Origin of the sequence: Thioclava sp. DLFJ5-1 (assembly GCF_002020115.1) — a bacterium.
GTDB lineage: Bacteria > Pseudomonadota > Alphaproteobacteria > Rhodobacterales > Rhodobacteraceae > Thioclava > Thioclava sediminum.
Genome location: NZ_MPZU01000004.1, coordinates 390054 through 412043 on the forward strand (window position 1 = coordinate 390054; position 21990 = coordinate 412043).

17 protein-coding genes are annotated in these 21990 nt (G+C 64.5%); 6 read left to right on the forward strand and 11 right to left on the reverse strand.

The window, feature by feature from the left end; translation table 11 throughout:
• Positions 1 to 235: 235 nt before the first annotated feature.
• From BMI86_RS14675 to BMI86_RS14685, 3 genes are all read left to right on the forward strand, one after another.
• Positions 236 to 1474, forward strand: a complete 1239-nt coding sequence (locus tag BMI86_RS14675; RefSeq protein ID WP_078520487.1) for a cyclopropane-fatty-acyl-phospholipid synthase family protein — start codon at positions 236 to 238, stop codon at positions 1472 to 1474.
• A gap of 182 nt (positions 1475 to 1656) precedes the next feature.
• Positions 1657 to 4986: a carbamoyl-phosphate synthase large subunit gene (gene carB / locus BMI86_RS14680; protein WP_078542055.1), complete on the forward strand. Its 3330-nt coding sequence runs from the start codon at positions 1657 to 1659 to the stop codon at positions 4984 to 4986.
• Positions 4987 to 5126: 140 nt separating this feature from the next.
• The gene (locus tag BMI86_RS14685; protein ID WP_078542056.1) at positions 5127 to 5822 is read left to right on the forward strand and encodes a porin; all 696 of its coding nucleotides are present in this window, start codon (positions 5127 to 5129) and stop codon (positions 5820 to 5822) included.
• A 54-nt stretch (positions 5823 to 5876) separates the two neighbouring features.
• On the opposite strand, the gene BMI86_RS14690 is transcribed toward BMI86_RS14685, so the two are convergent.
• The 4 genes from BMI86_RS14690 to BMI86_RS14705 form a co-directional block, all read right to left on the reverse strand.
• Positions 5877 to 6617, reverse strand: coding sequence for a GH25 family lysozyme (locus tag BMI86_RS14690; protein WP_143594822.1), 741 nt, complete (start codon positions 6615 to 6617; stop codon positions 5877 to 5879).
• A gap of 199 nt (positions 6618 to 6816) precedes the next feature.
• Positions 6817 to 7332 (reverse strand): EF-hand domain-containing protein, encoded by a 516-nt coding sequence (locus BMI86_RS14695; RefSeq protein ID WP_168173865.1) that lies wholly within the window; start codon positions 7330 to 7332, stop codon positions 6817 to 6819.
• 93 nt (positions 7333 to 7425) lie between these two features.
• Positions 7426 to 7770: a carboxymuconolactone decarboxylase family protein gene (locus tag BMI86_RS14700; protein WP_078520492.1), complete on the reverse strand. Its 345-nt coding sequence runs from the start codon at positions 7768 to 7770 to the stop codon at positions 7426 to 7428.
• Between the two features lie 279 nt (positions 7771 to 8049).
• On the reverse strand, positions 8050 to 10551 hold the full coding sequence (locus BMI86_RS14705) for an FAD-dependent oxidoreductase (protein WP_078542059.1): 2502 nt from the start codon (positions 10549 to 10551) through the stop codon (positions 8050 to 8052).
• Between the two features lie 369 nt (positions 10552 to 10920).
• Between BMI86_RS14705 and BMI86_RS14710 the strand changes: the two genes are divergently transcribed.
• Positions 10921 to 12168, forward strand: a complete 1248-nt coding sequence (locus BMI86_RS14710; RefSeq protein WP_078542060.1) for a PRC-barrel domain-containing protein — start codon at positions 10921 to 10923, stop codon at positions 12166 to 12168.
• Between the two features lie 159 nt (positions 12169 to 12327).
• Here the strand turns inward: BMI86_RS14710 and BMI86_RS14715 are convergent, their stop codons facing one another.
• Complete coding sequence (locus BMI86_RS14715) at positions 12328 to 13314, reverse strand: D-glycerate dehydrogenase (protein ID WP_078542061.1); 987 nt, start codon at positions 13312 to 13314, stop codon at positions 12328 to 12330.
• Positions 13315 to 13498: 184 nt separating this feature from the next.
• On the opposite strand from BMI86_RS14715, the gene BMI86_RS14720 reads away from it, so the two are divergent.
• Together BMI86_RS14720 and BMI86_RS14725 are read left to right on the forward strand one after the other, a co-directional pair.
• The gene (locus BMI86_RS14720; protein ID WP_246831720.1) at positions 13499 to 14134 is read left to right on the forward strand and encodes an SH3 domain-containing protein; all 636 of its coding nucleotides are present in this window, start codon (positions 13499 to 13501) and stop codon (positions 14132 to 14134) included.
• 48 nt (positions 14135 to 14182) lie between these two features.
• The gene (locus BMI86_RS14725) at positions 14183 to 15067 is read left to right on the forward strand and encodes a cation diffusion facilitator family transporter (protein WP_078520496.1); all 885 of its coding nucleotides are present in this window, start codon (positions 14183 to 14185) and stop codon (positions 15065 to 15067) included.
• A gap of 128 nt (positions 15068 to 15195) precedes the next feature.
• Here BMI86_RS14725 and BMI86_RS14730 read toward each other — a convergent pair whose 3' ends face one another.
• The 6 genes from BMI86_RS14730 to BMI86_RS14755 all read right to left on the reverse strand — a co-directional run bounded on the left by BMI86_RS14730 (position 15196) and on the right by BMI86_RS14755 (position 21876).
• Positions 15196 to 17217 (reverse strand): M3 family metallopeptidase, encoded by a 2022-nt coding sequence (locus BMI86_RS14730; protein ID WP_078542062.1) that lies wholly within the window; start codon positions 17215 to 17217, stop codon positions 15196 to 15198.
• Positions 17218 to 17254: 37 nt separating this feature from the next.
• Complete coding sequence (locus BMI86_RS14735) at positions 17255 to 18319, reverse strand: HesA/MoeB/ThiF family protein (protein ID WP_078542063.1); 1065 nt, start codon at positions 18317 to 18319, stop codon at positions 17255 to 17257.
• A gap of 3 nt (positions 18320 to 18322) precedes the next feature.
• Positions 18323 to 18793 carry a dUTP diphosphatase gene (dut, locus tag BMI86_RS14740; protein ID WP_246831721.1) on the reverse strand — a complete coding sequence of 157 codons (471 nt, stop codon included), beginning with the start codon at positions 18791 to 18793 and terminating at the stop codon, positions 18323 to 18325.
• A 127-nt stretch (positions 18794 to 18920) separates the two neighbouring features.
• A complete protein-coding gene (gene coaBC, locus BMI86_RS14745) occupies positions 18921 to 20129 on the reverse strand; it encodes a bifunctional phosphopantothenoylcysteine decarboxylase/phosphopantothenate--cysteine ligase CoaBC (RefSeq protein ID WP_078542065.1) in 1209 nt (402 codons plus the stop codon).
• 59 nt (positions 20130 to 20188) lie between these two features.
• Entirely contained in the window at positions 20189 to 21001 is an 813-nt protein-coding gene (locus BMI86_RS14750) for a ChaN family lipoprotein (RefSeq protein ID WP_078542066.1), read from the reverse strand.
• Positions 20998 to 21876: an RNA polymerase factor sigma-32 gene (locus BMI86_RS14755; protein ID WP_078520502.1), complete on the reverse strand. Its 879-nt coding sequence runs from the start codon at positions 21874 to 21876 to the stop codon at positions 20998 to 21000. The genes BMI86_RS14750 and BMI86_RS14755 overlap by 4 nt, the downstream gene beginning before the upstream one ends.
• Positions 21877 to 21990 lie beyond the last annotated feature (114 nt).

Consider the following 21990-nt stretch of genomic DNA (forward strand, 5'->3'; position numbering starts at 1 on the left):
CCCCGGATCGAGAATTGCGTATAGTCGCGCCGATACACCCGTTGAGCGCGCAAAAGTCAAGCTGTGCGGAGGCACACAGACCCGTCTCGAGCTGTTCACGCGCGCGTGGCTCGAAAAAATGTAAATTTTCGGTTAACTTCAGAGACAACGGGAACTTTGGTAATTTCACAAAGGTTGCCGTCATGAAGGCTAACGCTGGAGCCTGCCAAGCCCCGGCATGATCCGGAGAGACCATATGAGAGCTTGGGACTCGCTTCTCGACCGAATGTTGCGCCACCTGATCCGCAGGGGCACGCTCGAACTCGTCTATTCGGACGAGACGCTCAGACGCTACGGCGACGGCACCGGAGACCCGGTCCGCGTCACCATCGAAAACCCCGACGTGACGCGCAGGATTGTGCTGCGGCCCGACCTCGGCGTCGGCGAAGGCTATATGAACGGCGACTACACGATCGCGAATGACGATCTGCGTGGCTTCCTCGCGCTTGCGATCCGCAACCAGACCGGTTCGGGCATGCCGTGGTTCGAGAAACCGCGCGAGGCGAGCCGCTTCTTCGGACGCCGCTTCGCCCAGTTCAACCCGGTCAACAAGGCGCGCACCAATGTGGCGCATCACTATGACCTGTCGGGCGAGCTGTATGACCTCTTCCTCGATGAGGACCGGCAATATAGCTGCGCCTATTTCGAGCGCCCCGACATGACGCTGGAAGAAGCGCAGGAGGCGAAGAAACACCATATCGCCAAGAAACTGCTGATCGAGCCGGGCATGACCGTTCTCGATATCGGCTGCGGCTGGGGCGGCATGGCGCTGACGCTGGCACGCGATTTCGGCGCGAACGTGGTGGGGGTGACGCTGTCCACCGAACAGCACGCGCTGGCCCGCAAACGGGTGAAAGAGGCCGGCCTCGAAGACAAAATCGACATCCGCCTGACCGATTACCGCGATGTGACCGACAAGTTCGACCGGATCGTCTCGGTCGGCATGTTCGAACATGTCGGCGTGCCGCATTACCGCGAGTATTTCTCGAAGGTGCGCGAGCTACTCAAACCGGGCGGCGTCTCGCTGATCCATTTCATCGGACGCTCGGGCCCCGGTGGCGCGACCGCCGATTTCATCACGAAATACATTTTCCCCGGCGGCTATTGCCCGGCCATGTCCGAAGCGTCGAACGCGGTCGAACATGAAGGCCTCATTACCACCGATCTCGAGGTCTGGCGGCTGCATTACGCGGAAACGTTGCGCCATTGGTGCGATCGGTTCGAAGCGAATATCGACAAGGCCGTCGCACTTTACGACGAGCGGTTCTGCCGGATGTGGCGCTTCTACCTCGTGGCCTCGGAGATGGCTTTCCGCCATGGCGGGCAGGTCGTGTTCCAGTATCAGCTGGCCCATGAGGTGGGCGACGTGCCGCTGACGCGCGACTACCTCTATCGCGACGAAGACGAACAGGAACATCGGCTGGCCGCAGAGTAAGTCGACCACTCCCTGACCGGGCTGAAATCAGGCTGCGCTCCTCCCGGCGCGCGGCCTGACAGACTTGGGCGCACGCCCTCGCGTCACCCTGCAACCCGGCTATCGCGTCCTGACCCTCTTGCGACGCCTGACCCTTTGCGTATAAAGCGCCTCAATTTGCGCAGTGACCAGAGGGGATTCCCATGCCGAAGAGAACAGACATCACGTCAATCCTCATCATCGGCGCCGGGCCCATTGTGATCGGGCAAGCCTGCGAGTTCGACTACTCGGGCGCCCAGGCCTGCAAAGCCCTTCGCGAAGAAGGCTACCGCGTCATCCTCGTGAACTCGAACCCCGCGACGATCATGACCGATCCGGGGCTCGCCGACGCCACCTATATCGAACCGATCACCCCGGAAGTCGTCGCCAAGATCATCGAGGCCGAGCGCCCCGACGCGGTGCTGCCGACGATGGGCGGCCAGACCGGCCTCAACACCGCGCTGGCGCTGGCCGATATGGGCGTGCTGGAGAAATTCGGCGTCGAGCTGATCGGCGCGAACCGCGACGCGATCGAGATGGCCGAAGACCGGAAGCTCTTCCGCGAGGCGATGGACCGGATCGGCCTCGAGAACCCGAAAGCGACCATCGTGTCCTCGCCCAAGCGCGAGAACGGCACCTATGACGTCAACGAAGGCGTGCGTCAGGCGCTGCTCGAGCTGGAGCATATCGGCCTGCCCGCGATCATCCGCCCCGCCTTCACGTTGGGCGGCACCGGCGGCGGCGTCGCCTATAACCGCGAAGATTACGAGCGCATCTGCCGCTCGGGTCTCGACGCCTCCCCGATGAGCCAGATCCTCGTCGACGAGTCGCTGCTGGGCTGGAAAGAATTCGAGATGGAGGTCGTGCGCGACAAGGCCGACAACGCCATCATCGTCTGCGCCATCGAGAACGTGGACCCGATGGGCGTCCATACCGGCGACTCGATCACCGTGGCGCCCGCGCTGACGCTGACCGACAAGGAATACCAGATCATGCGCAACGGCTCGATCGCCGTGCTGCGCGAGATCGGCGTGGAGACCGGCGGGTCGAACGTGCAATGGGCGATCAACCCCGAAGACGGCCGCATGGTCGTGATCGAGATGAACCCGCGCGTGTCGCGCTCCTCGGCGCTGGCCTCGAAAGCCACCGGCTTCCCGATCGCCAAGATCGCCGCGAAGCTGGCTGTGGGCTACACGCTCGATGAGCTGGACAACGACATCACCAAGGTCACGCCCGCCTCGTTCGAGCCGACCATCGACTATGTCGTCACCAAGATCCCGCGCTTCGCCTTCGAGAAATTCGCAGGCTCGAAGCCCGAACTGACCACCGCGATGAAATCGGTGGGCGAAGCGATGGCGATCGGCCGGACCTTCCACGAATCCGTGCAGAAAGCGCTGGCCTCGATGGAGACCGGCCTGAGCGGCTTCGACGAGATCGAGATCGAAGGCGCGCCGGAGAAGGCCGCCGTCATCAAGGCGATCTCGCAGCAGACGCCCGATCGGATGCGCCTCATCGCACAGGCGATGCGCCACGGGCTGAGCAATGACGAGATCCAGCACGCGACCTCCTTCGATCCGTGGTTCCTCGCCCGGATCCGCGAAATCGTCGAGGCCGAGAACGAGATCCGCAAGAAGGGCCTTCCGCTCGACGAGAAGGGTCTGCGCAATCTCAAGATGATGGGCTTCTCGGATGCACGTCTGGCCACGCTGACCGGTCGCGACGAGGCGCAGGTCCGCCGGGCCCGCCGCAACCTGAACGTCACCGCGGTCTTCAAGCGCATCGACACCTGCGCCGCCGAATTCGAGGCGCAGACGCCCTACATGTATTCGACCTATGAAGCCCCCGCGATGGGCGAGGTCGAATGCGAGGCGCGTCCGTCGGACCGCAAGAAAGTCGTCATCCTCGGCGGCGGTCCGAACCGGATCGGCCAGGGGATCGAGTTCGACTATTGCTGCTGTCACGCCTGTTTCGCGCTGACCGACGCGGGTTACGAGACCATCATGGTCAACTGTAACCCCGAGACCGTGTCGACCGACTACGACACCTCGGATCGCCTCTATTTCGAGCCGCTCACGCTGGAACATGTGCTCGAAATCCTGCGGGTCGAGCAGGATAACGGCACGCTGCACGGCGTGATCGTCCAGTTCGGCGGCCAGACCCCGCTGAAACTCGCAAACGCGCTGGAAGCCGAAGGCATCCCGATCCTCGGCACCACGCCCGACGCGATCGACCTCGCCGAAGACCGCGAGCGGTTCCAGGACCTGCTCAACCGTCTTGACCTGAAGCAGCCCGTCAACGGCATTGCCAGCTCGGACGAGCAGGCCTTCGAGATCGCGGGCCGCGTCGGTTACCCGCTGGTGATCCGCCCCTCCTACGTGCTAGGCGGCCGCGCGATGGAGATCGTGCGCGACCTCGACCACCTCAAGCGCTACATCAAAGAGGCCGTGGTGGTCTCGGGCGATAACCCGGTGCTGCTCGACAGCTATCTGGCGGGAGCGATCGAGGTCGACGTGGATGCGCTCTGCGACGGCGAAAGCGTCCATGTCGCGGGCATCATGCAGCATATCGAGGAAGCCGGCGTCCACTCGGGCGACTCGGCCTGCTCGCTACCGCCCTACTCGCTAAGCCCCGAAATCGTGGCCGAGCTGAAGGTTCAGACCGAGAAGATGGCCAAGGGCCTCAACGTGGTCGGCCTGATGAACGTGCAATTCGCGATCAAGGACGGCGATATCTACGTCCTTGAGGTCAACCCGCGCGCCTCGCGCACCGTGCCCTTCGTCGCGAAAGCCACCGACTCGGCCATCGCGTCGATCGCAGCGCGCCTGATGGCGGGCGAGAAGCTGTCGGCCTTCCCGGCGCGCCCGCCCTACCCCGAAGGCGTCGGCCCCGACACGCCGCTGCCCTTCGCCGATCCGCTGACGCTGGCCGATCCGCAAACGCCGTGGTTCTCGGTCAAGGAAGCCGTGCTGCCCTTCGCCCGCTTCCCGGGCGTCGATACGCTGCTCGGCCCGGAAATGCGCTCCACCGGCGAGGTGATGGGCTGGGATCGCGACTTCCCGTCGGCCTTCTGGAAAGCCCAGCTTGGCGCCGGCACCGTGTTGCCCGAAAGCGGCCGCGTGTTCTTCTCGATCAAGGACTCGAACAAGTCCGACGATCTGGCCGAAGCCGCCGCCTCGCTGGTCTCGATGGGCTTCACCATCGTCGCCACCGGCGGCACCGCCGCATGGCTCGCCGAGCATGGCGTGGAAAGCGAGAAGGTTCTGAAGGTCTATGAGGGCCGCCCGAACATCGTCGACCGGCTGAAGAACGACGAGATCGACCTCGTCTTCAACACTACCGACGGCAGCCAGGCGATCTCGGACAGCCGCGACATCCGCGCGGTCGCGCTCTATGACAAGATCCCCTACTTCACCACCGCCGCCGCCTCCATCGCCGCCGTCTCGGCGATCAAGAGCCGCAAAGAGGGCGAAGTGAGCGTGCGTTCGCTGCAATAAGCGACGGATACAATTAGAGAAATGATGTGACTCGCGGAACACGGTTTCCGCGAGTTTCTTTTTCAACCCGGGGGTGATCTTGCTGCGCCTCGGTGGCTCACGCATGGCTAAAGCCTAAAAACAATTTCATGAGGCAAGTTATGAACAAATGCGTTTTCGCAGCCGCGGTCCTTTTCGCGGCACTCCCCCAGATTTCCAGCGCGGCTGAAATCACCGGCGGCACCGTCGGCATCGGCTTTTCGCAATTCACCGATGACGGCGATCTCGACAAGACCTCGGCCACCGGCTCGCTCGAAGTCGGGTTCAACCGGCAATTCTCGCTGCAAGGCGATCTGGCCTTCGCGAGTTTCGGCGCAAGCGACACCGACGCCAACAACGTCGCACTTCACGCGATCTACCACGCCGGTCCAGCCACCTCCTTCGGCGCCTTTGCGGGCCACGACCACGCTGAAGGCGCAGGGCTGGATTACTACGGCCTCGAAGCGGGCCATTCCTACGGCCAATTCGGCGGCGAAGCCTATGTCTCGCACGCCAAGGAAGACGGCGTCAGCGGCAACCTGTTCGGCCTGTCGGGGCGCTATGCCGTCAATGACGTGTTCGGCGTGACTGCGGGCTATGACCATATCGACGTCGAGAGCTTCGACGCGAACCGCACGCAGATCGGCGTCGACTACAAGCTGGGCAATGTGACGCTGAGCGGCGATTTCGGCCATGCCGATGGCGACGATCTGGGGTCGAGCAACTACGTCTCGGTCGGTGCGACCTTCGCCTTCGGTCCGCAGCGGCGCACCACGTTCAAGCAGCGTGATCTGATCCGCGTCATCCCCGGTCTCTGACCGCGACGCGCTTGCAGGGGAAAGGCGGCCTTTCGGGGCCGCCTTTCTTGTGCCTCACGCCCGCTGCGCCCGCCGCGCGAGCCAGCTTTGCCACGCGGCCGGAGAGCCCGCGAAGGCGTTCATGTCCACTTTCCCCGGCACGCCCGGCACGACACCCGTGCCGCTATATTGCCAGAAGCTCCAATCGGCGCCGGGGTAGCGCTCCATCGGGTGCGCGGTGACCGAGCGCAGCCACATCTCATAGCCGGAGAAGCGCGACAGGTCGTTGTCCCGCCAGAAATCGATCGTCGTGTAGATCACCGGGCGCGTGCCGTAATGCCGCGTCAGGGCCGCGAGGAAGCGGTGCATCTCGGCGCGGGTGACATGGGCCGCAGGACGACGCTGGCAGGTGCGCGAGGTGTGGTTCCACTCGATATCCAGCACCGGCGGCAGATCCCCCCGGCGGCGCGGCACGTTGCGGATATACCAATCGGCCTGCTCTTCGGGAGAGCGGCAGAAATAATAGAAGTGATAGGCCCCGACCGGCACGCCCGCCGCCCGCGCGCGGGTCGCGTTGATGTGGAAACCGGGATCGGAATGATCGCCGCCCTCGGTCGCCTTGAGCCACGCAAAGGACACGCCCGCCGCGCGCGCCCGGCGCCAGTCGATCTCGCCCTGATAGCGCGCCGCGTCGATCCCGTGCACCGGCAACCGCGCCGGCGCCAGACCTTCCCAATCATGCGGGTCGGTATCGCCGAAGCGCGCAGGGATGCCGCTCGCCCGGTAGTTCGAGGCCGACAACACTGCCGGACGCATCAGTTTGGCCTGCTTGCCGCTGGGCGCGCCGCCGCAGCCCGCCAAGGCCAAGGCTGCGCCCGAGACGAAGAACCTGCGCGAAATCCCCATGCTCACTCCCCCGTGATTTTTTCCCAGCCTCTCATGCAAACGCCCGCCTGTCATCGCTGACAGGCGGGCGTCTTTTGACATCGGCGAGGCTTCGCCTAAGAGGGGTCGCTCAGCTCCGGGGGCCGAAATCAGCCTTGGTCAGCACGCCATCACCGTTGCGATCGCGCATCGCGAACCACTGATCGGTGCCACCCAAGAATTCCGCGCGCGAGATCACCCCGTCGCCATTCGCATCGAAGGCTCGCAGCCCCTCGGCGGTCGGGATATCGTGCCCCGCGCGCATCGCGTTGCGGCCCAGACCCTGTCGTTTGCCGGGCCCCTGTCCCATGCCTTCGGGCATCTGATGCCCCGGACCTTTGCCAGCCTCGCGTTCCATTTCCTTATGCTCGTCGATCATCGCGATTTCCGCGACGGAGTAAGTGTCATCCTCGTTCGCGTCGAACATCGTGAAGATGTCGCCGCGCCGCTCGCGGGCTTCGGACAGCGTGACGCCGCCATCGCCATCGAGATCCCATTGCAGGAGGAATTCCTGCCCCGGCGCAGGGGTAGTTTGCGCGAAGACTGGAGCCGCACCGAGCAGCAGTGCCGCGGCAAGCGGCGCGGCGAGAGGAGCAAAGCGTTTCATCTGTCTATCCTTCATCAGATATGTCGCTAATGAAACGAAACGGCCCGCGCCTTTCCGGCGCGGGCCTGACAACATGTCGCAGAGCGGGGCCGCTCAGCCTTTCGCAGCGGCCAACTCGTCCCAGCAGCCCAGCGCGTGACCGGCATACATCACACCCGGGCCACCGCCCATCTGGATCGCCATGGCGAGCACGTCGCCCAGCTCCTCACGCGTGCCGCCCGCCTTCATCAGCGCCTCGACATGGAACATGATGCAGGGCTCGCAACGCAGCACGACCGCCATGCCGAGCGCGATGAATTCCTTGGTCTTCACATCGAGCGGCCCGTTCTCCTTCACCGCTTTCGACAGCACGCCAAAACCGCCGACAGCGTCGGGGATCGTCTTGTTCATTACGCGCAGCTCGTTGCGCATCTCGTCGATTTTCGCCTTGTAGCTCATCGCAGGTCTCCTTCGCATTTCGTCCCTCGCGGCGTGACACGGGGCGCGGGCGAAATCCTTGACCTGCGTCAACCCAAAGGGATGGCGCTGCGTGATGTGACCAAAGTTGAGGGGGCTCCGCCCCCGGCGCGGAACGCGCGCCTCCCCCGGGATATTTTCACCAAGGCGAAGACCGCAGAGTTTACCCCTTCGCCTTGGCGCGAATATCCCGGGGGGTGAATTCGCGCAGCGAAAAGGGGGGCAGCGCCCCCCTTCTCCGGTCTCAATCGCTAGACAGGCTCAGCCGTCGACGCGGATGCGCGCGTTGCTTGGATCGTGCGGGCTGTCCTCGGTCACTTCCGCCGGGTAATCGGCGCCGAGGATACGCACGCTCAGCTTGGTGCCCGGCTCCGCCAGATCGGGGCGCACATAGCCCATGCCGATCTGCTTGCCGAAGGCCACCGACCAGCCGCCCGAGGTCAGACGCCCGACGCGCTCGCCATCCTGTTTGATGACTTCCTTGCCCCAGGGATCGGCATCGTCCGGCCCGTCGATCAGAAGCGTCACGCATTTCGAGCGGATGCCGGTGTCGAGCATCGCCTGCTTGCCGGTGAACTCCTTCTCGAGGTCGATGAAGCGGTCGAGACCGGCTTCCTGCGGGGTCGCGTCGCGGCCCAGCTCGTTGCCGAAGGCGCGATAGCTCTTCTCCTGACGCAGCCAGTTCTGCGCGCGCGCGCCGACGAGCTTCATCCCGTGCTTCTCGCCCGCCTCGCCCAGCAGGTCCCAGAGGTAGCGGCCGAATTCGACCGGGTGATGCAGCTCCCAGCCCAGCTCGCCCGTATAGGCCACGCGCACGGCACGGACCGGGCACATGCCCAGCTCGATATTGCGCATCGACAGCCACGGGAAGCGTTTGTTCGACAGAACCGTCTCCGGATAGGCGTCCTTGACCACCTCCTGCAGGATCTTGCGCGCATTGGGGCCTGCCAGCGCGAAGACGCCCCATTGCGTGGTCACGTCGTGGCAATCGACATAGTCGCCGCCCGCGGCGCGGAAATCCTCGATCGATTTACGCAGGAAGTCACCGTCGTAATCGGTCCAGGCACCGGCAGAGATCAGGTAGTACTCGTCCTCGGCCAGACGCACGATCGTATATTCGGTGCGGGTCGTGCCGGCTTCGGTCAGCGCGTAGGTCAGGTTGATCCGTCCCACTTTCGGCAGCTTGTTGCAGGTGAAGGCATCGAGGAAAGCGGTCGCGCCGGGGCCACGCACCAAATGTTTGGTGAAGGCGGAGGCGTCGATCAGACCGGCCGTGTCGCGCAATGCCTCGGCCTCGGCCTTGGCATATTGCCACCATTCGCCGCGCCGGAACGATCGGCTGTCGTGGTCGAAGCTCGAGGGCGCATCCTTGGGGCCGTAATAGTTCGGGCGTTCCCAGCCGTTGGTCTGGCCCATCTGCGCGCCTGCCGCGATCTGGCGATCATAGGCGGGGGCGGTGCGCAGCGGACGGCAGGCTTCGCGCTCCTCATCGGGATGGTGCAGGATGAAGACGTGCTCATAGGCCTCTTCGTTCTTGCGCGCCGCGTATTCGGTGGTCATCCAGCTGCCGTAGCGCTTGGGATCGAGCGAAGCCATGTCGATCTCGGCCTCGCCTTCGACCATCATCTGCGCGAGGTAATAGCCGGTGCCGCCCGCAGCCGTGATGCCGAAGGAGAAGCCTTCCGCCAGCCACATGTTGCGCAGGCCCGGCGCGGGGCCGACCAGCGGGTTGCCGTCGGGGGTGTAGCAGATCGGGCCGTTGAAATCGTCCTTCAGGCCGACTTCCTCGGAGGTCGGGAGACGATGGATCATCGACATGTATTCTTCTTCGATGCGCTCCAGATCGAGCTGGAACAAATCGGCGCGGAAGGTCTCCGGCACGTCATAGAGGAAGCGCGCGGGCGCGTTGCGCTCGTAGGGGCCGAGGATCCAGCCGCCGCGCTCTTCGCGGACATACCATTTCGCATCGGCATCGCGCAGCACCGGGTGCTCGGGATTGCCCTCGGCGCGCCATTTGACCAGCGCCGGGTCGGCATCGGTGACGATGAACTGGTGCTCGACCGGGATCGCGGGGATCTTGATGCCCAGCAGGCGCGCGGTGCGCTGCGCGTGGTTGCCGGTGCAGGTCACGACATGCTCGGCGCGGATCTCGATCTCTTCGCCGGAGCCGACGAGGTTGCCGCCCTTCTCGACCATCTTCTCGAGCGTGACGACCCATTCCGAGCCGGTCCAGCGATAGGCGTTGACCTGCAGCTTGCGCGCGATCTCGGCGCCGTGCTGACGCGCGCCCTTGGCCATCGCCTGCGTCACATCGGCGGGGTTGATATAGCCGTCCTGCGGGTGGAACAGCGCGCCCTTGAGGTCTTCGGTATTCAGAAGCGGCCAACGTTCCTTCATCTGCGCGGGCGTGAGAAACTCGTGATAGACATCCGCGGTCTCGGCCACCGAGGAATAGAGCTTGTACTCGTCCATCCGCTCTTGCGTCTGCGCCATGCGCAGGTTGCCCACGATCGCGAAGCCCGCATTCAGCCCGGTCTCGGCTTCCAGCGTCTTGTAGAAATCGACCGAGTATTTGTGGATGTGGGTCGTCGCGTAGCTCATGTTGAACAGCGGCAGCAGACCCGCCGCGTGCCAGGTCGAGCCCGAGGTCAGCTCGTCGCGCTCGATGAGCAGCGTGTCCCAGCCCGCCTTGGCAAGATGGTAGGCGACACCGCACCCGACTGCGCCGCCACCGACGACCAAAGCTTTCACATGGGATTTCATCGCGGGGCCTCCTTGCCGATACGGACGTAGGGGCAGATTGACCCTCATATTCGCAAACGCAATCCGATCCGGGCGACATTCGCGCGACAAAAACGACAAAAGCGCACGTGCGGCGCTTTGGTGGCGCGGCGCCTGCCCGGCGGGACCCGATTATGAAAGCTCAAGCCCCATTGGACGCACGCAAACCCCGCGATGACGCTTCCGTGAGGCGAGTCGCGAATCCGTGTTTTGTTCCCGCGAATTGCAAAAATTTTTTCCCCATTTGCACAGGAACTGTGCGCGGTTTCACCAGTTTTGAGACCATCAGAGGCCGGGGAAACCGGAAACCGGGACCGACGCGCCTCACGTAAAACGAAAGGGAGACGAGATATGAAAAAGCTCATCACCACTACCGCCATCGGCCTGATGCTTGCCCTGCCTGCACATGCCGAAGACAAAGCAAACGCCAACGCGACGGCTGAAGCCAACGCAAATGCTTCGGCCAACATGTCGGGCGACATGTTCATGAAGTCGATTCCGGATTCCTTCAACGCTTCGGGCCTCATGGGCAAGCGCGTTTACATCTCGAAGGACAAGGTCGACGCGAAGACCGCGATCAACGAAGCGCAGGACAACTGGGATGACGTTGGCGAAGTCAGCGACGTCGTGATCGGCACCAACGGCGAAGTCGATGCCGTGCTCGTGGACGTGGGTGGTTTCCTCGGCATTGGCGAGAAAACCGTCGCGATCTCGATGGATTCGCTCAACCTGATCCCCGATGGCGACACCGACAATTCCTATTTCGTCGTCGCTCAGGGCAGCAAGGACCAGCTGGACCAAGCGCCGAAATATGACGCCGAAATGCAAACTGCGTTCAGCGCGGATGCCAATGGCGACATGAACGGCAACGGCGAAGACATGCAGAACGCCGATGCGTCGCAGAAGATGGATGAGGCTGGCGACAACGCCGAAGCCGCTGCCACCGCGACCGCCGCTGCTGCAGGCGCCGCTGCGAACGAAGCTGCCGACAAGACCGCTCAGGCTGCCGACAACGCAGGCGAAGCGATGGACAACGCCGCCGAGAACACTGCCGACGCTGCTCAGAACGCCGCGCAGGAAACCGAGCAGGCGATGAACAACGCTGGCGACAAGACCGAAGAGATGGCGAAAGACGCCGCTCAGAACACCAAGGAAGCTGCAAACGCGACTGGCCAGGCCGTCGAGAACGCGGCTGACAACGCTGGCGAAGCGACCAAGGAAGCCGCGAACGAGACCGGCAACGCGATCGACGACGCTGTCGACAGCACTGCCGCTGCCGTGGGCACCATGGGTCAAGCTGACCAGGAAGACGGCCAGAAGGTCGATATCGCTTCGGTCGCTCCCGACACGCTGCGTGGTGAAGGCGTCTATGGCCCGAACGACGACAAGGTCGGCGACGTGTCCGAGCTGGTTCAGGGCAATGACGGTAAAGTCTCGGGCGTCGTGATCGACGTGGGTGGCTTCCTCGGCATTGGCGCCAAGCCGGTCGAAATCAAGGCGAGCGAGCTGACCGTTCTGCAAAACGACACCTCGATCACCGTGCATACCGGTCTGACCGAAGAGCAACTGAAGAAGCTTCCGAAATACGAAGCGAAGTAATCTTCGGATGATGTGACGGAGAGCCGGGGGGCAGCCCCTGCTCCCAGTGAAGGCCCCGGGTCCATCCCGGGGCCTTTCGTCATTGCTGGCCCGACTCAACCGAAGCCCAAATGAAAAGGCCCCGGATCTCACCGGGGCCTCAAAACAGTTTTGCGCGGATCAGGTCATCGACGGCACGACCAGATCCGGCGGGCGGTGCCCGTCGGCGAAGGTCTTGATGTTGACCAGAACCTTCTCGCCCATCTCCACGCGCCCCTCGACCGTGGCCGAGCCCATATGCGGCAGCAGCACCACGTTCGACAGCTCGCGCAACCGCGGATTGACCTCCGCGCCATGCTCGAACACGTCGAGACCGGCACCGGCCAGCTCTCCCGCGCGCAACGCCCGCGTCAGCGCGTTCTCGTCGATCACCTCGCCGCGCGACGTGTTCACGATCACCGCCTCGGGCTTGAGCATCTTCAGCCGCCGCGCATTGAGCAGATGGAAGGTCGAGGGCGTGTGCGGGCAGTTCACCGAGATCACGTCCATCCGGCTCACCATCTGGTCGAGACTGTCCCAGTAGGTCGCCTCCAGCTCCTCCTCGATATCGGGATGAACCTTGGTCCGGTTGTGATAGTGGATCTGCATCCCGAAGGCCTTGGCGCGCCGCGCCACCGCCTGACCGATCCGGCCCATGCCGAGAATGCCCAGCCGCTTACCGCCGATGCGATGGCCCATGAAAGCGGTGGGCGCCCAGCCCTCCCAATTGCCCGCCTGCATATGCGCAAGCCCTTCGGGAATGCGCCGCGTCACCGCCAGCATCAGCGCTATGGTCATATCGGCCGTATCATCGGTGACGACGCCGGGCGTATTCGACACCAGCACCCCACGCTGACGCGCCGAGGAAACGTCAATGTGATCGACCCCGGCACCGTAATTCGCGATCAATTTCAGCCGCTCGCCCGCCTGCGAGATCATCGACGCGTCGATCCGGTCGGTCACGCAGGGCACGAGGACATCGGCGCGTTTCATCGCCTCGACCAGCTCCTCCCGGGTCATCTTGCGATCGTCGTGATTGAGCTCGACCTCGAACAATTCCTTCATCCGGGTCTCGACGACCTCGGGCAGGCGTCGCGTCACGACAACACTCAGGCGCGGTGCAGGCATCTCGGTCCTCTCCTCTCTTCCATCGCGGGGCGGTTGGATGCAAACTGCCCCTCAAAGCGGGCAGGCACAAGGCCCGGCAAGAGCAGTAATGGCCGAAATCGACATGAGGGCGCAATTTTATTGCGCGCCGGATGTTGTAGACCCGCGGATCAGCCAGCGGGCGGGCCGGGATATGAGGCGGACGATGACGGGCAGCAAAATCCTCGCGGCGGTATCCTCAATTGCGATTCTGGTCGGCGCAATCTGGAGCGTGTCGGGCAATGCCTCGGGCGCGCAGTCGAAATCGAACGCTTCCCAGCCTGCGCCATCCGCGCAGACCAACAAGCCCCAAGCGAAACCTGTGGCGAAGCCCGCGACCGACGGTCCCGACGTGCAACTGTCGAAACCCCTGCGCCGCGGCCCGGTCACTCATCTGCCGATCCCGCGCTATGTCTCGCTCAAAGGCTCCAAGGGCAATGTGCGCCGCGGCCCGTCGCTGTCGCACCGGATCGACTGGGTCTTCACCCATCCCGGCATGCCGCTGAAAGTCACCGCCGAATTCGGCCATTGGCGGCGCGTCGAGGATAACGAAGGTCAGGGCGGCTGGATTCACTACACGCTGATCTCGGGCGTGCGCAACGTGATCGTCATGCAGGACATGGTGTCGCTCCACGCCCGTCCCGATCCGAAATCCGCAGTCACCGCCAAGGCGCAGGCCGGAGCGATCGCGGGCCTCGGCGCCTGCACCCATGATTGGTGCGAAATCGAGGGCTCGGGCGCGGATGGCTGGCTGCCGAAAACCGAAATCTGGGGTGTCGACCCCGACGAGACCCGTGACTGAGACGCTCACCTGCGCTAGAGGATCGGCGCAAAGGTAGAGACGGCAGCGATGGCCTATAGCGAAAACGAACACCGGATGAACACCTCGGCGGGTCTGGCCTCGGTCGGCACCGCCGCGCTACTTGTGGCTATCAAGGCCTGGGCGCTGTGGCAGACCGGCGCGCTCTCCGTGGGCGCCTCGCTTGCCGACAGCGCGGTGGACCTGTTGATCTCGGGCGCGGGGCTGCTCGCGATTCTCTATGCAGCGAAACCCGCAGATGACGATCACGCCTTCGGGCATAGCTCGGCCGAAGACCTCGCAGCCCTCGGTCAGGCGCTGATCGTGCTGGGCGCGGGCATCACGATCGGCATCACCGGCGTTCAGCGCCTGCTGGCCCCGACCCCGCCCCCGCTTGCCGCCGAAGGTATTGGGATCGCGGTCATGGTCGCCTCCGCAGGGATCACCTTCGGCCTGATCTGGTGGCAGGGCCGCGTGGCGCGCAAGACCGGCAACAAAGTCGTCGCCGCCGACCGGCTGCACTATGTGGGCGATCTGCTGCCGACGCTGGGCGCGATCCTCGCGCTCTGGCTCTCGCATGCTTTCGGCTGGGGCGACGTGGACAGCATCGTCGCCCTGATCGCCGCCGCGATCATGCTAGCCGGCGCGGCGAAGATCTTCATTGGCGCATGGCACGCCCTGATGGACCGCGCGGCCCCTGACGATGTGATCGAAGGCATCGCCAAGATCGCCCGCGACTGGCCCGGCGTGCGCGGCTTCCACGATCTCAAGACCCGCACCGCAGGGGCACAGATCTTCGTGAACCTGCATATCGAACTCGACGGGGATCAGACGCTGGAAGAGGCCCACGACATCGGCGCCGCGCTCAAACGCGCCATCGTCGAGGCCTATCCGCAAGCCGACGTCATCATCCACAAGGATGTCTATCGGGGCTGAGCGCGGAGGGGGCGCTGCCCCCACGGCTTGCGCCGCCCCCCGGGATATTTTGGCCAAGAGGAAGGCAGATCGTCCTGCTTCCAACTGCCCTAAATATCCCCGCCGGAGGCTCCGGCATCACCAGCCTCTCAGGCGGCCGGATCAAGCAGCCCGCGGCCCTTAAGAAGTGGCTCCACCCCGGGCATCTTGCCCCGGAACTCGGTGTAGAGTTCTTCGGGCGGCCGCGAATTGCCTGCGGACAGCACGAAGCGTTCGAGTTTCGCCGCCGTTTCCGGATCGAACACGTCGCCTGCCTCCTCGAAAGCCTCGAACGCATCGGCATCCATCACCTCGGACCACATGTAGCTGTAATAGCCCGACGAGTAGCCGTCGCCCGAGAAGACATGGGCGAAATGCGGCGTCGCGTGGCGCATCCGGATCGCATGCGGCATGCCGATCTCGCGCAGCACCTCGGCTTGTTTCGCCATCGGGTCTTCCGGGGCCGCACCCTCGTGGAAGGCCAGATCGACGAGGGCCGAACCGAGATATTCCACCGTTGAGAAGCCCTGATCGAAGGTGGCAGCCCCTTTCAGCTTCTCGCGCAGCTCCATCGGCATCGGCTCGCCCGTCTTGTAATGGCGCGCGTGCTTTTCCAGCGTCTCGGGCACGTCGAGCCAATGCTCGTAAAGCTGGCTCGGCAGCTCCACGAAATCGCGCGCGACCGAGGTGCCCGACAAGAACTGATAGGTCACATCCGACAGCATCTGGTGCAGCGCATGGCCGAATTCATGGAACAGCGTGCGCGCGTCGTCATGGCTCAGAAGCGCCGGATCACCCTTGGCGAAGTTGCACACGTTGACCACGATCGGCACCGGTGCGCCGCCGAGCTTGCGCTGCGAGCGCATCGCCGAGCACCACGCGCCCGAGCGTTTCGAGCCGCGCGCGAAATAATCGCCCAGGAAGATGGCCAAAACTTCGCCGCCGCGCGACACTTCCCAGCCGCGCACGTCCGCGTGATAGAACGGCCCGTCGACCTCCTTGAACTCCAGCCCGAAGAGGCGGTTCGCCGTATCGAAGGCCGCGCCGATCATCGCGTCGAGCGAGAGATAGGGTTTGATCTGCCCCTCGTCGAAATCATGCTCGGCCACGCGACGCTTCTCGGCATAGTAGCGCCAGTCCCACGGCTCGAGATCGCCGTTGATTCCGTCGGCATGCATCATCTCGGCCAGCTTCGCGGCATCCGCCTCGGCGGCAGCCTTCGCAGGCTCCCAGACGCGCATCAGAAGACCGCGCACCGCTTCGGGCGTCTTGGCCATCTCGGGCTCCAGCTTGTAGGCGGCGAAGCTCTCGTACCCCAGAAGCTTCGCACGCTCCTCGCGCAGCTTCAGCACCTTGGCGGCGATCTCGCGATTGTCGGTCTCGCCCCCGTTTGCCCCGCGTGACGTCCAGGCTTCATAGGCGATCCGCCGCAGCTCGCGGTTGGGCGAGAATTGCAGGAAGGGCACGATCAGCGAGCGCGAGAGCGTCAGCACCGGGCCGTCTTGCCCGCGCTCCTTGCCTGCAGCGCGCGCGGTGTCGATCACGAAATCGGGCAGGCCTTCGAGGTCTTCCTCGGCCAGCGGGCGGAACCAGCCGCTCTCGTCGGCCAGCAGGTTCTGACTGAACTGCGTGGTGATAGAGGCGAAGCGCTGCTTGATCTCGCGCATCCGCTCGGCCGCATCCCCTTCCAGCGCCGCGCCCGATCGGGTGAACATCTGGTAATACTGCTCCAGAAGCCGCGCCTGCTCCGGGCCAAGTCCAAGGCTCTCGCGGCTCTGCCACAGCTGGTCGATCCGCCCAAACAGCGCAGTGTTCATCGTAATCTCGGAGGAAAACGCCGCGAGCTTCGGCGCCAGATCGCGCATAAGCTCCTGCCGCGCGGGCGTCGCATCGGCACCGGCGAGGTTGTAGAACACGCCTGCGACCTTTTCGAGCGCCTCTTCCGCCAGCTCCATCGCCTCGATCGTATTGGCGAATGTCGGGGCATCGGCGCTATCTGCGATCGCCGCGATATTGGCACGCGCCTCGGCCAGCGCCGCGTCGAAAGCAGGCGCGAAATCGGCGTCGGAAATCTCAGTGAAGGGCGGCAGTTCGTAGGGGCCGGTCCAGTCGGCGAGAAGCGGGTTTGTCATGGCGGGTCTCCTTTGCATCGCAAGCTAGGGCGCGTGCTCAGGATTGACCATCCCCCGCCCCGTGAACTTCTCCGCAAACCGCGCAATCGGCACGCCGTTTCACGCCGAACTGACGGCTCTCGCCCCAAAGCGCGTCATAGATCATCAGCCGCCCGCGCGCGGATTGGCCCGCGCCGGTGATCTCCTTGATCGCCTCGGTCGCCATCATCGAGCCCACCACGCCGGGCAGCGCGCCGACAACGCCCGCCTCGGCACAGCTCGGCGCAAGCCCGGCGGCAGGCGCCTCGGGGAAGACGCAGGCATAGCAGGGCGCATCCTTCGCCGGATCGTAGAGCGACAGCTGCCCTTCCCATTGCGTGATCGCGCCGGAAATCAACGGCGTGCCGGTCGCCACGCAGGCCGCGTTCACCAGATAGCGCGTGTCGAAATTGTCAGTCCCGTCGAGAACGAGGTCATATTCGGCGACCAGCCCTTCGGCATCCTCGGCGCTCAGGCGACGGTTATAGGGCAGAACCTCGATATGCGGGTTGAGCGCCAGCATCGCCTTTTGCGCGGAGAAGACCTTGGGCATCCCGAGATCGGCATCGCGATGGATCACCTGCCGCTGCAGGTTGGAGTTCGAGACGATATCGTCATCCACGACCCCGATCCGCCCCACCCCGGCCGCGGCGAGATACAAAAGCGCGGGCGAGCCCAGCCCCCCGGCCCCAACCACCAGAACCTTAGCCTGCTTGAGGCGCTTCTGCCCCGGCCCGCCGATCTCGCGCAGCATGATGTGGCGCGCATAGCGGTCCAGTTCGGCCTCGGAAAAGCTGCCCGGTTTGGCCGCGGGCGCCTCGGGCTCCTTCGCCTCGGCCTTCGCGCGGATCGCCCCGAGCATCCGGCGATAGATCAGCACGAGCGCGACGACGACGCCGAGGCCGATCCAACCCGCCAGCGAGCCGCCCAAAACGCGCCCGAGCGGACCAAACCCGGGGATAGGCAGATGCGCGATCACCAAGGCCGCCCAGATCAGCACGAGCATCCCGAAGATCGCACGCACGGAGGCCTTGAGCACCAGCCCGAGCCCCACGATCGCCGCCATCAGAACCAGCCCGAGCATCGCTCAGACCTTCCCGGTCGAGCCGAACCCGCCTGCGCCCCGTGCGGTGTCGCCCAAGGCATCGGCGACCTCGAAGCGCGCCTGCACCACCGGGGCGACGATCGCCTGCGCGATACGGGCGCCATGCTCGATCAGATAGGGCTCTTGGCCGAGATTGATCAGCAGCACCCCCAGCGGCCCGCGATAATCGGCGTCGATCGTGCCGGGCGTGTTGGGCAGGCTGATCCCGTGTTTCAGCGCCAGCCCCGAGCGCGGCCGGATCTGCATCTCGAACCCTTCGGGGATCTCGACGCGCAGCCCCGTCGGGATGATCGCGCGCTGCATCGGCGCGAGCGTGATCCCGCGCGCGCGATCCTCGGGGGCGAGATTGGCGCGCAGATCGGCCCCGGCGGCGCCGTGGGTCTCATAGCGCGGCAGCGCAATCTCGGGATCGGCCCAGTCTTCGCGCAGAACCTTGATGATCGGTGTGCTCACGTGTCTCTCTCCTGCCCGATGTCGCGCGGGGGTCAAATGCGGATGCCTCCGGCGGGGATATTTGGACCAAGCCGAAAGAGGCACGCTTCGTTTCGGCTTGGCATAAATATCCCCCGCGGAGCGTCCCTCAGAAGCCAGCCGCGCCCAAGCTTTCTGCGATGCGCGCAGCCAACCGCCGCGCGACCTCTTCCTTGCCCATCCGGTCCCAGCTTTCCGCGCCGGTCTCATCGATGATCGTCACCGCGTTCTCGGTCCCGCCCATGATCCCGGTCGCGGGGCTCACGTCATTGGCGACGATCCAGTCGCAGCCCTTGCGGGCGCGTTTGTCGGCCGCGAACCGCGCGACGTCATGGGTCTCGGCGGCGAAGCCCACCACGAGACCCGGCCGCCCTTCGCCCATCTTCGAGACGGTGGCGAGGATGTCGGGGTTCTCGGCGAATTCGAGCGCGGGCGGCGCGCCGGTGCCGTCCTTCTTCATCTTCCGCTCAGCCGCGTTCGCCACGCGCCAATCGGCCACGGCGGCCGCGAAGATCGCGGCTTCGGCGGGCAACGCGGTCTGCACCGCGTCCAGCATCTCGCGCGCGGTCTCGACCTTGATCACCCGCACACCCGCAGGCGGCGCGACCGTCGCGGGGCCGGTGACGAAGGTGACAGTCGCGCCGAGGTCCCGCAGCGCCGCGGCAAGGGCCGTGCCCTGTGCGCCCGAGGAGCGGTTCGCGATATAGCGCACCGGGTCGATCGGCTCATGGGTGGGCCCCGACGTCACGAGAATATGGCGGCCCTTCAGTGGACCGTCCGACAGCGCGGTATCGATCGCAGCAAGGATCGCCTCGGGCTCGATCATCCGGCCCTCCCCGAACTCGCCACAGGCCATGTCGCCCTCGGTCGGGCCCGCAAAGATCACGCCATCGGATTTGAGCGTCGCGATATTGCGCTGCGTTGCGGGGTGCTCCCACATTCGCACATTCATCGCGGGCGCGATCAGCACGCGCTTGTCGGTCGCCAGCAGCAAGGTCGAGGCGAGGTCATTGGCCAGACCGTTCGCCATCTTCGCCATCAGATCGGCGGTGGCGGCCACGACGACCACCAGATCGGCCGCGCGCGACAGTTGGATATGACCGATCTCGGATTCATGCGTCAGATCGAAGAGGTCGGAATGAACCGCCTCGCCCGCGAGCGAGGAGACTGTCAGCGGCGTCACGAACTCGGCCCCGGCCTTGGTCAGGACCGGGCTCACCGAGGCCCCCGCCCCGCGCAGCAGCCGGATCAGCTCGGGCGCCTTGAAGGCCGCGATACCGCCGCCGATGATCAACAGGATGCGTTTGCCCGCAAGCATTTGCCTCTCCGTGAAACTCTCTCAGATGGTCTAAGCGCCGGGGCGCATTGGCGCAAGGATCACTTGAACGCGGCGCAGGGATCGGCGCGTTCGGTCGGGGGCGTGACAATCCAGTCGTCAAAGGGCTGCTTGCCGGGATCGGTGCCCGGCTCCGCCTCGATCTGACCGATCGCCACGACCTTCGCCTGCGGGTCCGCCTTGCGCAGAAGCGCGGGCACGGCGAGGTCGGTCTTCGCATGGCCAGATCCGGTAATGACTGCGACTGGCCCGCCGGTTTCCTTCAGCGCCTCGAGCGCGACCCGCGCGAAGGCCGCATCGCGGAAGCGTTGCGCCGCGACCATGCCGGGCAGCAGATCGGGCGGCAGCGCGTTGCAGTGATCCTCCTGCGACTCCGCTTCCAGCTTGGCCTGCAGGTCTTCCGGATAGGCTTGATCGAGCCCGTAGCGTGCGGCGTCCTTTCCGAACGCCTCCGGCAGCGGCTTGGTCATCGCGGCGCGTACGGTCTCGCGCGGCTGCGCGGCGCCATAGACCTTCGCATCGCCCAAAGCGGCGAAAATCGGATAATAGATCGCGAAATCAGGCCAGCCGGAATTGTCCCAGTCCAGCGCTTTTTCCAACGCGCCCTCATCCTTCAAAAGCGCTGGCGTGATCTTCGCCGCCTGCTCGGGCGTCAATTGCTCGAACACCACGGCGGCGGGCTTCAGCGCCTTGATCGCGCGCGCCTGATTGAGGTGATGGGTCGGGTTGTCGTGAATCTCTCCCAGAACGACAATATCGCCCGACAGCGTATCGAGCTGGGCGGGCGATATTTCGGCGCCAAAGGCGGGACCGGTCAGAGACAGCAGGCATAGCGCGGCAAGAAACTTCTTCATACGAAGAAGCTTTGCACCTCGCCCTGATGGGTTTCAAGCGATTTGCGCATCTTGCCGAAAGCCTGCGCTTCGAGCTGACGAATACGCTCTTTCGAAAGCCCCAACTCTTCACCGAGGCTTTCCAAAGTGCGCGGATCTTCGATCAGACGACGCTCGCGGACGATATAGGCTTCGCGGTCTGTCAGGCGGCCCATCGCCTCGCCCAGCCAGACTTTCATCGTCTGACCGTCATGGCTGTCGGCCACGGTTTCCTCAGGGCTCGCGCCGTCATCTTCCAGCGTATCGACCCATTCGCGGCCTTCGTCTTCGCTGGACTGCGTTGCGTTGAGCGAGAAGTCGGAGCCGGACAGGCGGCCTTCCATCATCTCGACATCCGAGAGCGGCACGCCGATCACTTCGGCCACGCGCTGACGCAGCTGCATCGCGTCGAGCTGCTCGCCCTCTTGCTGCGCTTCGCGGGTCAGCTGAGCCTGAACGCGGCGCATGTTGAAGAACAGCGCCTTTTGCGAGGAAGTCGACCCGGTGCGCACCATCGACCAGTTGCGCATCACGAATTCCTGGATCGAGGCTTTTATCCACCACACCGCATAGGTCGAGAATCGCACGCCGCGTTCCGGATCGAACTTGTCAGCGGCTTTCATCAGACCAAGTGACGCTTCCTGGATCAGATCGTTCATGGGGGCGCCGTAGCGGCGGAACTTCGAGGCCATCGAAATCGCGAGGCGCATATAGGCCGTCACAAGCCGGTGCAGCGCCTGCTCGTCCCGATTGTCGCGCCACGCTCGCGCCAGTTCCGCTTCGGTTTCTGCATCCAGGAACTCTGCCCGCATTGCTTGGCGTGGCAGGGTTTCATCGGTCATACCATCGAGTGCCATTTACAATCTCCCTGGGGTGTCCAGCCCAAACCGGCGCAACCTTGAATTGGGTGGCTGCTTTGCCCACCCAATGCGAATGACATGTTTTGGTTCCTCACGGAAATGTTGAATTTT